We start from the raw sequence: 19,230 nt of genomic DNA, 5'->3' as shown, positions 1-19,230 counted from the left end.
GGTTGATGAAATCAACCGAGCCGTAGTGCCAGGTTTTTCGACTCGCCGCCAGCCGACAGGCGCGCGTTGATTCGGGCCGCAGTGAAGCAAACGAGCACCGTCATGAACAGCTCCGTTGCAGCCACCGAATACGCGGCACCTACGCCGCCGCCAAAGTAGATTGCCACCGGCATCTGGCAAAGATGAAAGAGCGCGCCGACGAAATAGATGCGCTTCAACACATTCTGGTTACCTGAAGCCACGATGCACAACTGCACCAGGGTTGCGGCGACACCGATGATGACCGGCACCAGAATCATTACCTGCAACACGTGGTAGGTCTTCGCGAACCCGCCGCCGTAGAATCGCGTGACGAACCATTGCCCCAACAGTTGAAAGCCCACGAATAGCAGCGTGCCCGCAATAGTGAAAACGATCACAAGGCGGCGCAGCACGCGGCCGACCGAATGAGCATCGCCATTCGCATAAAGCTGGCACATTTTGGGGAAAAATGCCTGGATCAAGGGAACGGACAGCTGGCGAAGCGGCGTCGTCAGTTTGTCCGCAGCCACGTAGTATCCGACATCGGCGTTGCCGGCAATCGCGCGCAAGAATACGACGTTCGCGTACATGTAGACGGATGTCAACGCCGAACTCGCGAAGATATGGTACGCATCCTTCATATCGTCCAGCATGTCGCGCAAACTGACCGTGCAACCGAACCATACCGCGCGTATCCGGAAAAGCCATGCGGTCAGGACGCTTCCCGCGACCATTGCTGGAGCAAATTGCAGTGTCGCTGCCATGACCACGTCGTCCGGCGTTTTGACGAACAGAAAAAGCGGCACCAACAGCATCGCGCGGATCGCCAACATCGACAAGGCGAGCATCGGCATACGCTGTGTACCTTGATAAAACCATGTCGGGGTCAACACGCTCCCCCAAATGATCAGCATACCGAGCAATGTCGCGCTCCGCTCTGACCCGCTGTCGTGCCCGACGAATGCGACGCCCACCATTCCGATGCAGCATATCAAAGCAAGTACCGACTTTGCGCTCATCGTCGTCCAATAGATCTTGTTCAGAACCTCCGGCTGATCCCGATGAAGTGCGACCTTGCGAGCACTGGTGAGATCGAAACCAAAGTCAACGACGATCAGCAACATTTGTGCGACGGTCTGCGCATATCCGATCACACCCAGTCCTGCCGGACCGAGAACCCGTGACAAGTAGGGCAAGGTGATCAAAGGCACCACGTAGTTCAATAGTTGTGCCGAGTAGAGCCCGGCAATCACCTTTTTTGTCGACATGGATAGCCCCGTCAGACCGTCGCGCAGCCAAGATTGACCAGCGCTTTCTCGACCTTGCTGAGTTGAGGCTGAATGAACGCCGTCGCAGCGCTATCCAAACGCATGCTGAGAAATAGCTCTTGAAGGATCGACCGGGCTTTGGCAGCCATGCGCCGGTGGTTGTCCGGCGAAAGCGGCGCGGACTGATACCACGCGTCCGGCGAGCCAGAGAACAGCCAGCGGCGCAGATGCGCGCGCAGCGAAGGCCCAATGGCATCGGCAAAGAACTCGTCTTCGCTCGGACTGTCGTGGATGCAGGCATCGAGCCGCGCTACATATAACGCATTGTCGATGCTCTGCAGTGCCTGCCGGTCCATTACAAACAAGTTGGATCGCACCCAGCGGCTAGTATGCAAACCGCAAAGTTGAAGACGCCGTGCCGACCAATCGACGAGGCCAACGATCGCATTCGAACCAAGATGCTCTTGCGCTGCGCTGCTGAACTTGCGCAGGTAAAAGGTGGTGATGGGGTAGTGACTGCCGACTGTGTCATTGGCGAACAGACATGGCAGATCATCTGCGTCGGTGCGCCGCAGGTCGTCGAGGCCGCGCTGATACGCGCCGAACTCGAGGCCAGTATTGTCGTGCCGTAATATGCGCACTGGCGCAGACAGACTCGCAAAATGCTGCTTGACCACGCTCTCGTCGATCTGCGGGTTATTGATTACCACACGCAGCGTGGCTACGCTTTGCGCTTCCATCAGAGCACCCATGACTTTGACGATTCTGGCAAGGTACGCCGCGAAATAGATCACCAGCACGCAATGAACAGGCCGGGGGGTACTGTCACCACGGGACCGCGCGGACTCTTTACCGCCCATGTCGCTCCCCATCTCTACGTCCGTTGCCGAGCGTGCGCCGGCTCAAATGCGCTGTTGAAAGTGGTACTCCCCGAGTTGGCGCAGGGCTCCTCCCGCCGTTTGCGTTAAGCACAATACGAGCAGGTAACCCAGTGGTCAATGATAGTTGCCGCGCCGACGCGGTGCACGAGCGCAAACCGCATGTCCTCAACGCTTTGGCGCTCGCGAGCGTGATCTGAATGCAGGTCGCCACCGATCCCGAGCCGGTGCATTGGAACCTAAGAGCGAGACGGCCGTGCGCGGATGTCAAAGTTTCAGAATGACGGATTAGCAAATGAATATTCGTGTATCGGGCCAACATGCGCGCTCAATAATGCGCATCGATCCTGTGCCATCCCGCGCGAAATGGCGATGAAGGCTGGCATGACCCCGGATGATTACCCGCTAGGCCGTCATCGAAATCGCGACGGAAACATGGAACGTTTCTGGCGCGCAAGAACGCACGTTCAATTTGTCGGCGAATGCCGCGCTTTTGACTGACGTCATCGCCCGATTATGTAATTTGGCTAAATAAACACCGCGAACAGCCGATAACATGTTTACCCGCTTCCTTCCCGGCGGCCGGATCCAACATGCACAGCACATATAATCTTTGGCTCGCGGCCATTTCATTCGTGGTTGCGACGCTGGCCTCGTACACGGCGCTCGACCTGACCGGTCGCATTTCCCTGCTGGCGTCCGCGGGGCTGCGGCAGGCGTGGCGGCTGGGCGGCGCGCTTGCGCTCGGCGTCGGCATCTGGTCGATGCACTTCATCGCGATGCTGGCGTTTTCGCTACCGATCCCGCTCGGCTACGACCTCGCGACCACGGCCTGCTCGCTCGGGCTCGGCATCGGCGCGTCGTATCTGGCGCTGGTCGTGACGACCCAGCCCCGGCTGACGCCCGTCCGCCTGCTGGCAGGCGGCGTGCTGATGGGCCTCGGCATCGCCGGCATGCACTACACCGGGATGGCGGCGTTGCAGATGACGCCCGCGATCCACTATCGGCCGGGCTGGCTCGCAGGCTCGCTGGCGATTGCGATCGGCGCGTCGAGCGCCGCACTCTGGATGGCGCAGGCCCTCGGCAACGACCAGGCGCAGCACGTGGTGCGCAAGCGTCTGGGCGCCGCACTGGTGATGGGCATCGCGATCAGCGGTATGCACTATGCAGGCATGGCCGCGGCCGACTTCGCGCCGGACGCGGTGTGCGGCGCAGCCAAAGGCGTGGACGCCCCCTGGCTTGCAACCTCGCTGATCCTGCTCACGTTCGCGATCCTGATCGTGACGCTGATGCTGTCGCGCTTCGACGCGCGCACCAGCTTGCTCACGGGCGCGGTGTCGCGGCTGAACGGGCAGATCGTGCGCCTCGCCACGCTCGATACGCTGACCGGGCTGCCGAACCGCAGCACGCTGACCGAGTGCATCGAACGTGCGATCTCACGCCGTCAACACGCACCGTTTGCGCTCCTCTTCATGGATCTGGACGGCTTCAAGACCATCAACGATTCGCTCGGCCACTCGGCCGGCGATGCCGTGCTGTCCACGTTCGCGCAGCGCCTGCAGCACTGCGTGCGGGCGACCGACACCGTTGCGCGGCTGGGCGGCGACGAATTCGTGGTGCTGGCGCAAAACCTGGGCTCGCGCGAAGACGCCGCGATACTGGCCGAAGCCGTGCTCGAACGGATGCGCCAGGCCATGTGGGCCGATTCGCAACCGCTGCAGGTCATGCCGAGCATCGGCATCGCGCTTTATCCGGGCGACGGCGACACGGTGGAAACGCTGCTCAAGCACGCGGACGCAGCCATGTACGAAGCCAAGCGCGCTGGCCGCAGCACATACCGCTTCTTCGAGCGCAGCATGAACGAGGCCGCCACGCGCACGCTGCAGATTCAAAGCGCACTGCACGCCGGGCTTGCCGAGGGCCTTTTTTCGCTCGAATTCCAGCCGAAGTTTTATGGCGGCAACGACTCGCTCGCCGGCGCCGAGGCGCTGATCCGTCTGTGCCACCCGCAACTGGGCATCTTGCCGCCGGCCGAATTCATTCCGATCGCCGAGCGCTCCGGCCAGATCGTGCCGATCGGCTACTGGGTCGTGCGCGAGACATGCCGGCGGATTCGCAGCTGGGTCGAACAGGGCCTGCCGGCAATGAAGGTGGCGATCAATCTGTCGCCGCGTCAACTTCTGGAGCCCGACCTCGTCGCAAACATGCTGGAGATCGTCAAGGCGGAAGGCGTCGCGAGCGGACAGATCATGTTCGAGATCACCGAAACCGTGGCGATGCTGGACGCCCAGAAAACCGTCGAGATGATCCGCGCATTTCAGGCAAGCGGCTTCGAGATCGCGATCGACGATTTCGGCACCGGCTATTCGAGCCTCGCTTACCTGCAACGTTTTCGCGTGAAGCAATTGAAGATCGACCGTTTCTTCACCAACGGACTGGACGAGCACGGCGCGCAAGGCAGCGCGATCGTATCGGCGATCATCGCGCTCGCGCATTCGCTGGAAATGGACGTGGTGGCCGAGGGCGTCGAGACCGAATCGCAACTCGGCCTGCTGCGTTCCATGAGCTGCGACGAGATGCAAGGCTTTTTGCTTGGCAAGCCCGTGAGCGCGGACGACTTCGGTGCGCTGCTGAGGGGCCGCACGATGGCCCCGTGAGCACGTCGGCGGTTTTGCGACATTGTCGCGGCGTGCAAGGCTGTGCCGTCGCGAGCCGCTCCCGATAGCCGGCCGCGGCACATCCGCACGACTGGCGGTCGCATGCGCGGTGCGCAAGCTGGGCGACGCGATCATTTTTAGCAGGGTCAATGGCCGCCGCTACCTTCAACGACGCACGCGTGGCGCGGCCACAGCGCCGCGCTAGCCGGCCTTGCGTTCCTTGCGGTCCTTGGGTTCCCTGGGTTCGTCACGTTCGCTATATTCGGCGCGCGAGGGTTGATCCACCGCGACCAGATGCGGCGGCGCGGCCTGCGCAGCTTCTTGCCGTGTTAGCTTGCCATCGACCGACGCGCCGCAATCCATCCTCAATTGCTGATAGTAGATGTTGCCGACCACATGGGCGTTGCCCTGCAACTCGACGAAGTGATCCGCAATCAGATCGCCGACGATCCTGCCGTTGACCACCACGTCGTACGCGTGCACGTTGCCCTCGATCGAGCCGCGATCGCTCAGCACCAGCAGCGCCTGACTGCCGGGCGCGCCGCTGACATTACCCTTCACATGGCCGTCCATGCGCAGGCCCTCGCTGAACTGAACGTCGCCGGTGATGCGCACGTCATGGGCGATCAGGGTGGCAAGTCTGGTCTGTTCGATGCCCGAATTTTTCTTCTTGCGGAACATAGCGGTTTCCTCGAAATGAAATGGATGGTCGCGTGACGGCGCTTCGCCGACGCCACAGGTAGTCTGTTGCAATGGCCTGGCAGATGGCTTACCGCGCCCTCCCCGCTGTTGCGTGCGCTCAATGTCGCGACGCGTTGCTCTGGCTGCGCAAAAACTGCAATTCCGCACTGAGCCGGGCGACCTCGGCGGCGGCGCTATCCGCGGCCTTTTGCACCGCAGCGCGCGCGGCCGATTCCTCCGCCAACGCCAGCCGCATACGGGCCAGTTCCGTCTGCTGGCTGCCTACGTCGACGGATCGGGCCGCGCACGCCCCCGCCGCGGTGCCCGCGCGCGACACCTGCCAGCCCGTCAATGCCGCGGCGCCGAGCACAGCGCTGGCAAGGCACACGACGGCCCACCCGGCGATCCGCCAGGCCAACGGCCGCGCGGGCTGCAACCTGTAGTCGCGCCGGCTCAGGGCGTTCGCGGCGCGGGCCACCCGGCGATCGGCGCGCCGGCCGCTTCCCAGCTCAGCCATGAGGCATCGGCGCGAACAGCGCGAGGTAGCCGGCAGGATTGACCGGCGCACCGTTGACGAGCACTTCGAAATGCAGGTGCGGGCCCGTCGAGCGGCCAGTGGAGCCGACATCGGCAATATATTGGCGCGGCAGCACCAGCTCGCCGACATGCGCGACGATCCGCGACGCGTGACCGTAGCGCGTCACCAGCCCATTGCCGTGATCGATCTCGACCGCATTTCCGTAGCCCGCCTTCTCTCCCGCGAACACCACGCGGCCGCCCGCTGCCGCCAGAATCGGCGTGCCGGTGCGGGCGACCAGATCGACGCCCGGGTGAAAACTCAAACGATGCGTGAACGGATCGCTGCGATTGCCGAACGGCGAGCCAAAACGCGCGCCGTCGACCGGCATGCGGCCTGGAAAAGCGGCATACGCGACCGCGTGGGCGGCGGTCTGCTGCTCCAGTGCCGACAGCGTCGCAGCGATGCAATCGAGTTGTTCGCGTGTGTGTTCGGCATCGGCACGGCTGCGCCACGGCGCCCCTTGGTCGCTGCAGCGCCGCGGCGGCAATGCGGGGCCGCCGGCGCCGTCGGTGGCGGAGGCGTCGGCTTCGGACGACGAGCCCGGCGCAAGGGATTCGCTCGGCGCAGCCGACGCACGCGGCGCCGGCCGCGGCGTATTCAGGCGTGCTTCAAAATCGCGCAGCCCGTCGACCTGCGCGGTCAGCCGCGCGATGCGCGGCTCGAGCTGCGCGACCGACGCGCTCAACTGCCCGAGCTGATCGATCGCGTAGTCGTGTTCGATGCGCTTGTCGCCGGGCGCGCCGGGCGTTTCGTGCACGGGCCAATGCCGGCCGATCGCGACGCCCCCGGCAAGCGCGAGCACCGCCGCACTGCAAGCTGCGCCGAGCGCGATCGACCATGCCGTGCGGTGTGTGACGAAACGGACGGAGCCGTTGGAAAGCCAGTTGCCGGCTGCGATCACGGAAGCCATTCAAGGCTCCTCGCGTGCGATGCCCGCTGCGCGACGGCGTGCAAACGCGGCCGGGCGCACAAATGCGGACAGCGGCACAGTGAAAGCGTGCCCGACGCGACGCGCGGAGCAGCGGGACCAGAGATCGGTGAATACGATTGACTGCATACGGCATCGGCGGGGCGCAGCCCGCGGCGATGAAAGACAAAGGGCGTCGATTATCGCGTGGATGCACGCGGCCTCATCTCAAATATGGGCCGCAACCGGACGCGCCGCCTGGATTCGCCGTGACCAGGACTTCGCGATCGCCGGCTAAATAAAATGATTCGATGTCCTACACGATTTCATCGAGCCCATCCAGCGCCCTGAGCCGCGCGGCTAGCGCGTCGCTCGCGCGCGTCATTGGCATGCGCAGTTCATCGCGTATCAGTCCTTGCGCCGCGAGCAGCGCCTTCACCGGCCCAGGGTTCGGTTCGGCGAACGCCGCCTGGATCAGCGGCGTGAGCGCGTGAAAAATGCGTCGGCCCTCGGCGAGCCGTCCCTCAGCCAGCGCGCGATACAGCGCGACGAAGCGTTCCGGGCACAGATGCGCGGATGCCGCGATCGCCCCACTGCCGCCCAGACACAGCGTGTTGAAGATCGCCACGTCCTCGCCGGCGAGCACTTGCAGGCGGCCGTCGCGGACCAGCGCGAGCGTGGTGTCGAGCGAACCCGCGCAGTCCTTCACGGCGCGAATCATCGGATGCGCCGACAGTGTGAGCAGCGTGTCCAGTTCTAGCCGTACGCCGGTGCGGTATGGAATGTCGTATAGCACAACGGGCTTGGCGCTGGCGTCGGCGAGCGCGGTGAAATGGCCGACGATCCCCGCTTGCGACGGCCTGATGTAGTACGGCGCGGCGATCAGCATGCCGGCAATCGGCAGCGGGTTCAGCTGCGCGATCCGCGCGCGCATCGACGCCGTGTGATTGCCCGATACGCCGACCACCACCGGCAGCGCCCGCGCAGGGGGCCTGTCATGCTCGGCGGGCTGCGCGGCGTGGAGAATCGTCGCCAGCACCGCGTCCTGTTCGGCGGCGTCGAGCGCGGCCGGTTCGCCGGTCGTGCCGAGCGCGACCACGCCGGCAATTCCCGCATCGGCATAGCGGCGCACCAGCGCGCGCAGCGCGGCGTGGTCGACGGCACCGTCGGCGAACGGCGTGATGAGTGGAACCCAGATACCTGAAAAATCGAACATGTTTTTACCTCGATAACGCGACCGTATCGATTCCGTTCAGCGGTACGAGGAAAATTCAGGACAGGCCGCACGCAGGCGGTAGACCGGCTGTTCCGTCGCACATCTGACGGAACAGCTTGCTCCGGTCAGATGAGCGGCTGTTTTTTGGCTTTGGCGCCGACGTTCGGGCGGCTCGCGCGGCGGGCAGCGCCGATGCGAACGCGTGACGCCTGCGCGCGCGCGAATCCGACGCTTGCAAAAGCGTGGCACGCAAGGGACGACGGGCAGAGTCGAAAGGTAGGGCCGGAATGCATGAGACGCAGTGTAACCGGGCACGGGGCCCGCTGGCAAAGCACTTCGCAAATAGCGCTTGACTTCCCCAGCAGGCAAACTAATATACGCACCGCGTATATCTCCCCCACCCTCTGCGACAGGTGCCTCGATGAGCGTTCCCCAGCAAGCCTTCCTGCGCGATGCGATGCGTCGCCTGAACATGACGCGCGAGAGCTTCGCGAGCCGCATCGGCGTGTCGCGCCGGGCGCTGGACACCTGGCTGCTGCCAGACGATTCGCAGGAATCGCGGGCCATGCCGGAGATCGTCGAGCGCTTCGTGTCGGAGATCGTCGTTCGCGGCGACCCAGCCGAAAAATATACGCAGAGCGTAGATTCCCAGTCGCTTGCCAGCCAGATGCTGTTCGAGGGCAAGCCGCAGCTTTTGTCGGTGGATCAGTTCTCGCGAGATTCCGTCGAGGCCCTGTTTCGGGTCGCCGACATCATGCAGCCGATCGCCCGGCGCCGCAAAATCTCCCGCGTGCTCGAAGGCGCGGTGCTCGGCAATCTGTTCTTCGAGGCGAGCACGCGCACCCGCGTGAGCTTCGGCGCGGCGTTCTGCCGGCTGGGCGGCTCGGTGTGCGACACCACCGGCTTCACGTTTTCGTCGATGGCCAAGGGCGAGTCGATCTACGACACCAGCCGCGTGATGAGCGGCTACGTCGACGCACTCGTGATCCGCCATCCGGAGCAAGGCTCGGTGGCCGAATTCGCGCGTGCGACCAACGTGCCGGTGATCAACGGCGGCGACGGTCCGGGCGAGCACCCCAGCCAGGCGCTGCTCGATCTGTACACGATCCAGCGCGAATTCTCGCGGCTCGGCAAGATCGTCGACGGCGCGCATATCGCCCTGGTCGGCGACCTGAAATACGGGCGCACCGTGCACTCGCTGGTGAAGCTGCTGGCGCTGTACCGCGGCATCAAGTTCACGCTGATTTCCCCGCCGATGCTCGAAATGCCCAGCTACATCATCGAGCAGATCTCGCGCAACGGCCACGTGATCGAGCCTACTCACGACCTCGCAAGCGGGCTGCGCGGCGCCGACGTCGTGTACGCGACGCGCATCCAGAAAGAGCGCTTCACCGACGAGTCATTCGAGGGCTACACGCCCGACTTCCAGATCAACGAGGCACTGGTGGACAGCGTGTGCGGCCCCGACACCCTGATCATGCACCCGTTGCCGCGCGACAGCCGGCCCGGCGCGAACGATCTGAGCGTGGACCTGAATCACGATGCGCGGCTGGCGATCTTTCGCCAGACCGACAACGGCATTCCCGTGCGGATGGCGATTTTCGCGGTGCTGCTGGGCGTCGAAAGGCTGGTCCAGCATTCGATGCGCGATGCCGCATGGCGTCCGCCCGCCTATCTCGGCCCGGACGACGCGGTGTTTCACGGCATCGACTGAGCGGCGCCGCACGCCGCGCCTTCAGCTCGCGGCGCCTGTCATGCCGTTGGCCATCTTCGTGAGCAGGCGCGCGTGGCTGAACGCGCCGGCGAAGAACATCACCTGATACTGCACGGTGTTGGCCCAGTACTTCCAGGTATGGCCCCCGGGCCGCTCGGCGTAGTCGTGCGGCATGCCGAGTTCGACGAGCCGCTCGTGCAGCGTCCGGTTCGACTGCACCAGCGAATCGTTCACCCCGCAGTCGATTGTCAGCGCGATATGCGCATCGCCAAAACTGCGCGCGTTGTCGACGATCGCCTCGCTGTTTCAGAAGCCGGCGTCGCGGGCCGGGTCGCCGAATCACGCCCCGCCGCGGGCTTTGCCGATCGCGTCCAGTTCGCCCAACACCTCGTCGGTCAAATTCAAGCGCCCCGCTTGCAGGTTTTCCCGCAGATGCGCTGTCGAGGACGTACCCGGAATCAGCAGAATGTTAGGAGACCGATGTAAAAGCCAGGCCAAAGCTACCTGCATCGGCGTCGCGCCGAGGGTCCGCGCGATCTCCGACAGCGCCGACGACTGCAGCGGCGTAAAGCCGCCGAGCGGGAAGAACGGCACGTAAGCAATGCCATGGGCTGCCAGATCGTCGATCAACGCGTCGTCGTCGCGATGAACCAGGTTGTAGTGGTTCTGTACGCAGACGATCCCGGCGATGCGCCGCGCCTCGGCGATCTGGGCGGCCGTGACGTTGCTCAGGCCGATATGGCGCACGAGCCCACGCTGCTGAAGCTCGGCGAGTGCCGTGACCTGCTTTTCGATCGGACCTTCCGAAGGCGCATGCACGCTGCCCATGATCCGCATGTTGACGACCTCCAGTACGTCGAGGCCGAGGTTACGCAGATTGTCGTGCACGCCGCGCTCGATGTCCGCCGGTTCGACGGCCGGCAGCCACGCGCCATCGCCGCCGCGCGTCGCGCCGACCTTCGTGACGATCACCAGCTTCTCCGGATACGGATGCAGGGCTTCGCGGATCAACTGGTTGGTGATGTGCGGCCCGTAAAAATCGCTGGTATCGATGTGATCGACGCCCGAGGCCACCGCTTCGCGCAGCACCGCGAGCGCGGCCGCGCGGTCCCGGGGCGGCCCGAACACGCCGGGCCCCGCAAGCTGCATCGCACCATAGCCCATGCGGTGGACGGTGCGGCCGGCAAGCGGATAGGTATCGGTGACAGTGACATTCGGCATGACGCGCTCCTCGATGAGTGGATGACCCGCAGTATCCCCGACATTGCGTTGTTGAATAAAGGGGTCTAACGTGGACGGGTTGTTTAATATTTTCAACAGCTGTCTGACTTGCCCGTCATCGAGGATGGAATTGAACGACCTTGCCGCGTTTGTCTCGGTTGTCCGCGCGGGCGGCTTTCGCGACGCCGCGCGAATCGGCGGCGTGTCCGCGTCGAGCCTCAGCATTGCCGTGCAGCGGCTGGAGGCGAAACTCGGTCTGCGCCTGCTGAACCGCACGACACGCAGCGTCGCCCCGACCGAAGCGGGCCTGCGTCTGATCGAAAAACTCGCGCCGCTTTTCAGTGAAATGGAAGCGGCGCTGGACGTCCTCAATGGCTTCCGGGACAAGCCGAGCGGCACGCTGAAGCTGAACGTGCCGTCGAGCGCAGCGCGCATCGTATTGCCCGGCGTCGTCGCGCCATTTCTTAAGCTGTATCCGGAGATACGCGTCGAAGTGGTGGTCGAGGACGGCTTCGTCGACGTGTTGTCGATTGGCTGCGACGCGGGCATTCGCTACGACGAGCGCCTCGAGCAGGACATGATAGCGATCCCGATCGGGCCGCGCGTGCAGCGCTTCGCGACGGCCGCGTCCGCCGCCTATCTCGACGCACATGGCCGGCCCGGACATCCGCGCGAGTTGCTGACTCACGCCTGCCTGCGCGGTCAATTCGCCGGCGGCGCGACGCCGACCTGGTATTTCGAACGCGATGGCGAGGTGCTGCAGTTGAATCCGACGGGGCCGCTGCTCGTGCGCCCCGGTGCCGCGATCGATCTCGCCGTCAGTTGCGCCATCGCCGGCGTCGGCGTCATTCATCTGTTCGAAGACCTGCTTCGCCCGCATCTCGACAGCGGCGCGCTCGAGCCGATTCTCGAACCGTGGTGGCAACGCTTTTCGGGGCCGTTCCTCTACTATCCCGGAGGCCGCCACTTGCCCGCGCCGTTGCGCGCGTTCGTCGACTTCGTGAAGGAGGCCAACGCGCGCACCTGACTTGCGCATCAGTCTTGTTGCGGCCGCATCGATCCCGCGCTGGGCGCGTGAACGGCGGCGTGAGCGTTGGAACCGTCGCGGTCGCCCGAATCGACACCTTGCGAAGGTGAAGCGGCCGTGCAACAAACGTTCCTTGCGCGGCAATTACGGTGATAATGGAACCGACTTTCGGCCACTGCAGCGCGGGTTGCTTTTTACACAAGCGAGGCACCCACCGGCGCGCCCTCCAATTGACTGCGGCAAACGCAGGCGGGCACAGGCAAAAGGTCTTCGCGAACTGCCATCGTGCCGGATTGGAACGCCCGCATGTACTTGAACTTTCATCCCTAGACGCGCCATGACCGACACACCCGCGAGCCCGCTGCATAAGTTTTCCCAGTTCATCCGGGCCGAGCGAATCCGCTTCACCAAGCAATGGATGAATGCCGTCGCCAAAGATGTCGATCTCGTCGAAGCCGACAAGCTCACCTACCAGCAACTCGTCGATCATCTGCCCGAAATCCTCGACGGCCTGTGCGCGGCGCTCGACAGCGAAGATCTCGAACGCGTCGAGAGTTCGATCGAGCGCAATGCAAAAAAACACGGCAAAGTGCGATGGCGGCAGGGCTACCGCATCGAGGAGCTCGTGCGCGAACTCGATCTCTTTCATCAGGTGCTCGCCGATGCGCTGGAAGAATTCGCCGCGCAAGACAGCACCTTCACGCGCCGTCACGAGAGCCGCGCGCGGCGGTTGATCGCCGAAGCGGTCAGCATGGTCTCGTACACGTCGATCAAGGAAGTGGTGAGTGAGCGTGACCGCAAGATCGACGAGTACACCGGCAGGCTGGAACGCGCGAACCACGAACTGACGTTGAAGCAGCGGCTGGTGAGCGATCTGTATGAATCGCGAATGCAGATTACACGCAGCGTGGTGCATGACCTGCGCAATTTTCTGAACGCATTTTCGATCGCGCTGCAACTGATCGCACGCGCGCCGTCGAAAGCGGACACCGCGTTGACGCTGGCAAACCGGCAGACCGCCGACATGAAGCAGCTGGTCGACCAGATGGTCGAGTACGCGGTCATGCTCGGCGATGGCGCGCCGTTCGCTCTCGAACAGGTGGACCTACGCGAGCTTTATGACGAACTCGTCGCGTCCTCGCGTCCGCTGATCGAAGCGAAGGGGCTGACATTGTGTGCGGTATACGATCCCGCGCTGAAGGCTGTCACGTCCAATCGCCTCAAACTGAAACAGATCGCGGTCAATCTGTTGTCCAACGCGGCCAAGTACACGAAGTCGGGCCAAGTGGAACTTCGCTTTGCAATGAACGGCCCCGCGCACTGGACGATACGCGTGTCGGATACCGGCGTGGGCATCGCGCCCGCGGACGCGGACCGGGTGTTCGACGAATTCGAGCGCGCCGCGGGCGAGGACATTCCGGGCACGGGTCTCGGCCTCGCGATCGTCAGGGAGTTGTGCCACGTGCTGAATGGGCAGATCGATTTCGTGTCCCACGAGGGGTTGGGGACTACGTTCGAGATCCGCTTTCCGGTGGTGCTCGAAGCTCAGCAATAAACTCGCGCCGCGCGAAGTCGCGCCGCTCACTGGGACGCTTGCCCGCTTGAGCTGATCGGCAGGCACGTGTTCAATGCGCCGCGCCGATCGCTCAGGCCGCGCACCACAACCTTCGATGATTTGCCCTCGCGCCTCGCCAGTTCAGCGAGATCCAGCACCGCAGCGTAGCGGGACGCACACTCTTGCGCTGCCTCGGGTTCGCGAGCCGCGCGCAGCGCCAGCGCGTGAGTGAAAAGTCCGCTGATCGCCGCTGCCGCGCAGAACGCAACGATGAGCGCCGCTAGCACGCCTACCCTATAGATAACGCTATGTGGCGCCGCCGCGCAACGCGAGGGGGACGCAGCGTTGCTGTCCCGAGCCTGGAGCACCTGATGATGGGATCGCATCGCCGCGCGCATCACGCCCAGTGCGCCGGCACCCAGACACGCCCGACCCAATGGCCCGGCACCCACACCACCGCACGGGGCGCCGGCGCGACGTAGACCGCGCGCGGTGCGACGTAGACCGCATGCGGCGCGGGCGGCGGCAGGTAGACTACCGGCGGCCGGACCACGACAGGCTTCGGCGGAACATAGACGACCGGCGGCGGCACCGCGGCCGGCGGCGGAACGGAAGTGACCGGCGCCGTCACGACGACCGTAGGCGGCGGAACGTACGCCACCGGCGGCGCTACGACGACTGGCGGCGGCGCAACATAAGCGACTGGCGGCGCCACGACCACGGGCTTCGGCGCCACGACGACCGTGGTCCCACCTGTCGCGACGGCATGACCCGTCACGACCGTCCCACTCGACGTCACCGTGTTGCCGTGCGTGCCGGTCACACTCGTCGAAGTCGTGACGACACCCGGCGCGACACGCGTCGCCGTGCCGGCGTGATTGAAGTTCCCGCCATCCGGGCCCGTCACCGTGCCCGAGCGTGCGCACGTCGAGCCCGCGCAATCAGTCGATGCCGAATGATCGACCGTGTTGCCGTTCGAGCCCGTGATCGACCCCGACGACGAATACTGCCCCGGCGCACTCTTCGTCACCTCGCCGGAGGTGGTGGCCGTCTTGCCGTCCGGCCCGGTCAACGCGCCGGTGTGCGTGCACGTGCCGCCCGCGCAACTGGTGTCGCCGGCGTGCTGCACGGAGTTGCCGTAACGGCCGGTCGCGGTGCCCGAATTCGAAAACTGGCCCGGCGCATTGCGCTTCACCGTGCCCGTGTTGCTCGCAAAGCCACCGTACGGGCCGGCGACGCCGCCCGCATGCGAGCAGCTGCCGCCGCCGCACGAGCCGTAGCGCGCGCCGTTGTAGGTGCCGTGCGACGTGTATGCCGTGCCATGCTGCGACCACGCGAACGCCGATGCACTGCCGAGCGCGAGGACGGCGACGGTTGCGCTGAAAACGAGCTTGCGCAGCACGCCGCGCGTCGACGCAAGAGATGCCGATGATGCAACACAGGCGGCACTGGCCGGGGCGATGAACGAACGATTTTTCACGGTATGTCCTTGCTGGGTTCGGGCCACTGGGTGTGACTGCTGCGTGGCGACAAACGGACTATAGAAGGACGCGCCGGCTAAATCAGCAACGAACATATGTCGCCTTGTTTCATGCTGCCGGAGGAGCGCTGGGCGTGGGTTTGCGGGCGATTTCCAGTGGCCGTGACATATCTCTACATAGATTGTCGTAGCGGCAGCGATGCCATGCACCCGATGCTTCACGTGCGCCGCGCCGCACGCATGTGGGTGCACACCGCGCACCGAGCCCGCGTTGTTTGAAACGGTCCGCGGCTCGCGAGGTGCGCGTATTCGGTCATCAGCGTCGCGATGCGTCGCCGGTACGCGGCGAGCAGGCACGCCTCGTTGCGGCCGCAGGTTTGCCGTGACTTGAGCCACGTCTCTCTGTTCGTCGTGCATGTCGCCACGCGTGCCCACCCGGCTGAACCGCGGCAAGCGCGGCGATGATCGCAACATGCGGCCCCAGAACGAACAGCCCCATCGCACAAGCGATGGGGCTGTTCAAGGTTCAAGAGGCAGGTGCTGCAAACAGAAACGCCCGCGACGGCGCCCCGCGCTAGATCATCACACGCGCTCGATGGCGATCGCGATGCCCTGACCGACGCCGATACACATCGTGCACAGCGCGAAGCGGCCTTGCGTGCGCTGCAATTGATACATTGCGGTCGTCACCAGCCGCGCGCCGCTCATACCGAGCGGATGGCCGAGCGCGATTGCGCCGCCGTTCGGATTCACGCGCGCGTCGTCGTCGGCGACGCCGAGCGCGCGCAGCACCGCGAGACCTTGCGAAGCGAACGCCTCGTTCAGCTCGATCACATCGAACTGGTCGATGGTCATGTTCAGGCGCGCCAGCAGCTTTTGCGTGGCGGGCGCGGGGCCGATGCCCATCACGCGCGGCGCGACGCCGGCGGTGGCGAGGCCCAGCACGCGAGCGCGCGGCGTGAGGCCGAAGCGCCTGGCAGTGGCTTCGTTCGCAAGCAGCAGAGCCGCCGCGCCGTCGTTCACGCCCGACGCATTGCCCGCCGTCACGGTGCCGTCCGGACGCACCACGCCCTTGAGCTTGGCCAGCGTTTCAAGGCTCGTTTCACGCGGATGCTCGTCTTGCGACACGGTGACCGGATCGCCCTTCTTCTGCGCGATCGTCACGCCGACGATTTCCTGCGCGAGGGTGCCGTCGCGCTGCGCACGAGCCGCCTTCTGCTGACTGCGCAGCGCGAACGCGTCCTGGTCCGCTCGGTTGACGTGGTAGTCGGTCGCGACGTTTTCGGCCGTCTCCGGCATCGAGTCGACGCCGTACAGCTTCTTCATCAGCGGGTTCACGAAGCGCCAGCCGATCGTGGTGTCGTAAATCTCGGCCTGGCGCGAAAACGCGCTGCTCGCCTTGGGCATCACGAACGGCGCGCGGCTCATGCTTTCCACACCGCCGGCCACCATCAGCGCGGCCTCGCCCGATTTGATCGCGCGAGCCGCGATGCCGACCGCGTCCATGCCCGAACCGCACAGGCGGTTCACCGTCGACCCCGGCACGCCCTGCGGCAGGCCCGCGAGCAGCAGCGACATGCGCGCGACGTTGCGGTTGTCGTCACCGGCCTGGTTCGCGCAGCCATAGATCACGTCGTCGATTGCGTCCCAGTCGACGCTTTTGTTGCGCTCCATCAAGGCCTTGAGCGGCACGGCGCCCAGATCGTCGGCGCGCACCGACGACAGGGAACCCGCATAGCGGCCAATGGGGGTGCGAATCGCATCGCACAGGAATGCTTCGGTCATGTGATGTCTCCAGTTGATGGGGTGCGTGCGCCGCGGCGCGGGCGGCTCGCCGCACCGGCGCGGGCGGAATGCACGAGGCACCGGGCCGCCGGGCACGAGAAAAGCGCCGATACGTTGGCCGCCGTGAAGGGCAGCTTAGCGCAGGATCGGGAACGACGACCTTGCAATCGCCGTTTGTTCTTTATACGAACATTAGGTCATATATCGAACAACAAGACTCGATGATAGGCGCGTGCGCGAAACGGTGTCAAGCGCGACCAGGCCTGCACCAGGGATTACGTGCAGGCCGTGCGACATGACAGGTTGATCGTGAAGCGTCACAGGAATCGCGATGAAAGCGCTCATCCGCGCGGGGCAACAAGATGAGCGAGAGGCAAGAGGCGCTTGCCGCTGGCCCGAAGCCGAGGCCAATAACGAAGCCAAAGCCAAAGCAGAAAGCGCCTCAGCGAATCTGAATCCCCTCATCCGCGATATAACTGCGAATCACATCCGCGAAACTCCGCTCGCCGCTCAGACCCAGCTGTTCGGCGCGCGAAGTGTCCCACTTCCCCGGCCAACTGCCGACGATCTTCTCCACGCGTGCATCCGGCTCGCGCACGATCCGCTTCGCGACTTCGTCGCCGGCAACTTTGCGCAAAGCGGCGATCATCTCGTCGACGCTCACCGAAATGCCCGGCAGGTTCAGCACGCGCCGGTTGCCGAGCGCGGGCGCGTCGAGTTCGAGTCCGGCGATCAGGCTCTCGATTGCCTTGCGCGGCGACAGCAGCCACAAGCGCGTGGCGCCCGCCACCGGACACACCGCCGTCTCGCCGTTCAGCGGCTCGCGGATGATGCCGCTCGCGAACGACGACGCCGCCGCGTTGGGCCGCCCCGGCCGCACGCTGATGGTCGGCAGGCGCAGCACGCGGCCGTCGACGAACCCGCGCCGCGCGTAATCGTTGAGCAGCAACTCCGCGATCGCCTTTTGCGTGCCATAAGAGGACTGCGGATTCAGCGCGGTGTCGTCCTGAACGACCTCGGGCAAGTCGCCCCCGTAGACCGCCACCGAACTCGTGAACACCACGCGCGGCCGATGCCCGCGCTGCCGGCACACTTCCAGCAGCAGGCGCGACGCGTCCAGATTGATGCGCATGCCCAGGTCGAAATCGGCTTCGGCCTGACCACTGACGATCGCCGCCAGGTGAAAAATCGCGGCGGTCTTGTCGTCGATCACGCGCTCCAACACGCTGCGCTCGGCGATGTCGCCCACTTCCGTGCGCACGCGGCCGTCGCCGAAATCGCCGGCACGCACCACGTCGAGCAACACCAGTTCGGTCAGCGCTTGCGGCGCACCGTGCGGGTCCTTCACGCAACCGCGCGCAAGCAGTTCACGGGCGAGGCGCTGACCGAGAAATCCCGCGCCGCCGGTAATCAGTATTTTCATGTCGATGTGTCCGTCGTAGTGAGTGCTTAGCGCTGCGCGTCCAGATACGGCTTGAGCCAACCGAGGCCGGCCGACGTGGCCGCGCGCGGCCGGTATTCGCAACCGATGTAACCGTCGTAGCCGAGCGAGTCGATCAGCTCCAGCAGATACGGGTAGTTCAGTTCGCCGATATCGGGTTCGTAGCGCTCCGGCACGCCGGCGATCTGAATATGGCCGATGCCGGCCATATCGCGTTTGAGCTTCATCGCGAGATCGCCCTCCACGATCTGGCAGTGATAGCAGTCGAACTGCACCTTGAGATTCGGCGCGCCGACTTCCGCGCAAATCGCCTGCGCGTCGTCCTGACGGTTCAGGAAGAAGCCCGGTATGTCACGCGTGTTGATCGGCTCGATCAACACCATGATGTTTTCGGCCTGGGCGGCCTGCGCCGCATGCGCGAGATTCTTCAGATACACGTCGCGATGTTTCGCGCGCGGCTGATCGGCGCCGATCAGCCCGGCCATCACATGCACCTTGCGATTGCCGAGCACCCGCGCGTATTCGAGCGCGGTGTCGAAACTCCGGCGGAACTCGTCCTCGCGGCCCGGCAGCGAAGCGATGCCGCGCTCGCCCGCGGCCCAGTCGCCCGGCGGCGCATTGAAGAGCGCCTGCGTCAGGCCGTTCGCGTCGAGCCGCGCCTTCAGTTCGCCGGCGCGGAAGTCGTATGGGAACAGATATTCCACGGCTTTAAAACCGTCTTTCGCGGCAGCGGCGAAACGGTCGAGGAAAGCGTGCTCGTTGTACATCATCGTCAGGTTGGCGGCGAAACGCGGCATGG

General features: G+C 64.7%; 15 protein-coding genes and 1 pseudogene. 4 read left to right on the top strand and 12 right to left on the bottom strand.

The features are described from left to right. Window positions 1-11: 11 nt before the first annotated feature. Both ABQJ48_RS17950 and ABQJ48_RS17945 read right to left on the bottom strand, forming a co-directional pair. Window positions 12-1,289 (bottom strand): flippase, encoded by a 1,278-nt coding sequence (locus ABQJ48_RS17950; protein WP_367839349.1) that lies wholly within the window; start codon window positions 1,287-1,289, stop codon window positions 12-14. Window positions 1,290-1,300: 11 nt separating this feature from the next. Continuing rightward, entirely contained in the window at window positions 1,301-2,161 is an 861-nt protein-coding gene (locus tag ABQJ48_RS17945; RefSeq protein WP_367839348.1) for a hypothetical protein, read from the bottom strand. 599 nt (window positions 2,162-2,760) lie between these two features. On the opposite strand from ABQJ48_RS17945, the gene ABQJ48_RS17940 reads away from it, so the two are divergent. After that, complete coding sequence (locus ABQJ48_RS17940) at window positions 2,761-4,824, top strand: putative bifunctional diguanylate cyclase/phosphodiesterase (RefSeq protein ID WP_367839347.1); 2,064 nt, start codon at window positions 2,761-2,763, stop codon at window positions 4,822-4,824. Between the two features lie 201 nt (window positions 4,825-5,025). On the opposite strand, the gene ABQJ48_RS17935 is transcribed toward ABQJ48_RS17940, so the two are convergent. From ABQJ48_RS17935 to dapA, 4 genes are all read right to left on the bottom strand, one after another. Further along, entirely contained in the window at window positions 5,026-5,505 is a 480-nt protein-coding gene (locus tag ABQJ48_RS17935; protein WP_367839346.1) for a bactofilin family protein, read from the bottom strand. Between the two features lie 118 nt (window positions 5,506-5,623). Then, window positions 5,624-6,022, bottom strand: a complete 399-nt coding sequence (locus ABQJ48_RS17930) for a hypothetical protein (RefSeq protein ID WP_367839345.1) — start codon at window positions 6,020-6,022, stop codon at window positions 5,624-5,626. Then, window positions 6,015-6,995, bottom strand: a complete 981-nt coding sequence (locus tag ABQJ48_RS17925) for a M23 family metallopeptidase (RefSeq protein WP_367839344.1) — start codon at window positions 6,993-6,995, stop codon at window positions 6,015-6,017. Before ABQJ48_RS17925 ends, ABQJ48_RS17930 begins: the two co-directional genes overlap by 8 nt. A gap of 313 nt (window positions 6,996-7,308) precedes the next feature. Continuing rightward, entirely contained in the window at window positions 7,309-8,208 is a 900-nt protein-coding gene (dapA, locus tag ABQJ48_RS17920) for a 4-hydroxy-tetrahydrodipicolinate synthase (RefSeq protein ID WP_367839343.1), read from the bottom strand. A 421-nt stretch (window positions 8,209-8,629) separates the two neighbouring features. Between dapA and ABQJ48_RS17915 the strand changes: the two genes are divergently transcribed. Continuing rightward, entirely contained in the window at window positions 8,630-9,922 is a 1,293-nt protein-coding gene (locus tag ABQJ48_RS17915; protein WP_367839342.1) for an aspartate carbamoyltransferase, read from the top strand. Window positions 9,923-9,943: 21 nt separating this feature from the next. Here the strand turns inward: ABQJ48_RS17915 and ABQJ48_RS17910 are convergent. Both ABQJ48_RS17910 and ABQJ48_RS17905 read right to left on the bottom strand, forming a co-directional pair. Beyond that, a pseudogene (locus tag ABQJ48_RS17910) lies at window positions 9,944-10,261 on the bottom strand (alpha/beta hydrolase); the annotation flags it as partial. Continuing rightward, window positions 10,262-11,143 carry an aldo/keto reductase family oxidoreductase gene (locus ABQJ48_RS17905; protein WP_367839341.1) on the bottom strand — a complete coding sequence of 294 codons (882 nt, stop codon included), beginning with the start codon at window positions 11,141-11,143 and terminating at the stop codon, window positions 10,262-10,264. It abuts the pseudogene before it with no gap. A 124-nt stretch (window positions 11,144-11,267) separates the two neighbouring features. Here ABQJ48_RS17905 and ABQJ48_RS17900 point away from each other — a divergent pair, with 124 nt between their 5' ends. Together ABQJ48_RS17900 and ABQJ48_RS17895 are read left to right on the top strand one after the other, a co-directional pair. Next, a complete protein-coding gene (locus ABQJ48_RS17900; RefSeq protein WP_367839340.1) occupies window positions 11,268-12,170 on the top strand; it encodes a LysR family transcriptional regulator in 903 nt (300 codons plus the stop codon). 337 nt (window positions 12,171-12,507) lie between these two features. Further along, complete coding sequence (locus ABQJ48_RS17895; RefSeq protein WP_367839339.1) at window positions 12,508-13,725, top strand: sensor histidine kinase; 1,218 nt, start codon at window positions 12,508-12,510, stop codon at window positions 13,723-13,725. 397 nt (window positions 13,726-14,122) lie between these two features. Here ABQJ48_RS17895 and ABQJ48_RS17890 read toward each other — a convergent pair whose 3' ends face one another. From ABQJ48_RS17890 to otnI, 4 genes are all read right to left on the bottom strand, one after another. Beyond that, on the bottom strand, window positions 14,123-15,205 hold the full coding sequence (locus tag ABQJ48_RS17890) for a hypothetical protein (protein WP_367839338.1): 1,083 nt from the start codon (window positions 15,203-15,205) through the stop codon (window positions 14,123-14,125). 582 nt (window positions 15,206-15,787) lie between these two features. Beyond that, complete coding sequence (gene pcaF, locus ABQJ48_RS17885) at window positions 15,788-16,990, bottom strand: 3-oxoadipyl-CoA thiolase (RefSeq protein WP_367839337.1); 1,203 nt, start codon at window positions 16,988-16,990, stop codon at window positions 15,788-15,790. Window positions 16,991-17,432: 442 nt separating this feature from the next. Beyond that, complete coding sequence (gene denD / locus ABQJ48_RS17880; protein WP_367839336.1) at window positions 17,433-18,413, bottom strand: D-erythronate dehydrogenase; 981 nt, start codon at window positions 18,411-18,413, stop codon at window positions 17,433-17,435. 26 nt (window positions 18,414-18,439) lie between these two features. Next, complete coding sequence (gene otnI / locus ABQJ48_RS17875; protein WP_367839335.1) at window positions 18,440-19,228, bottom strand: 2-oxo-tetronate isomerase; 789 nt, start codon at window positions 19,226-19,228, stop codon at window positions 18,440-18,442. Window positions 19,229-19,230: the final 2 nt, after the last annotated feature.

It is taken from the genome of Paraburkholderia suaedae (assembly GCF_040812055.1).
GTDB lineage: Bacteria > Pseudomonadota > Gammaproteobacteria > Burkholderiales > Burkholderiaceae > Paraburkholderia.
Note: the sequence above shows the minus strand (reverse complement) of the source record. Positions and strands in the feature narration are given on the sequence as shown.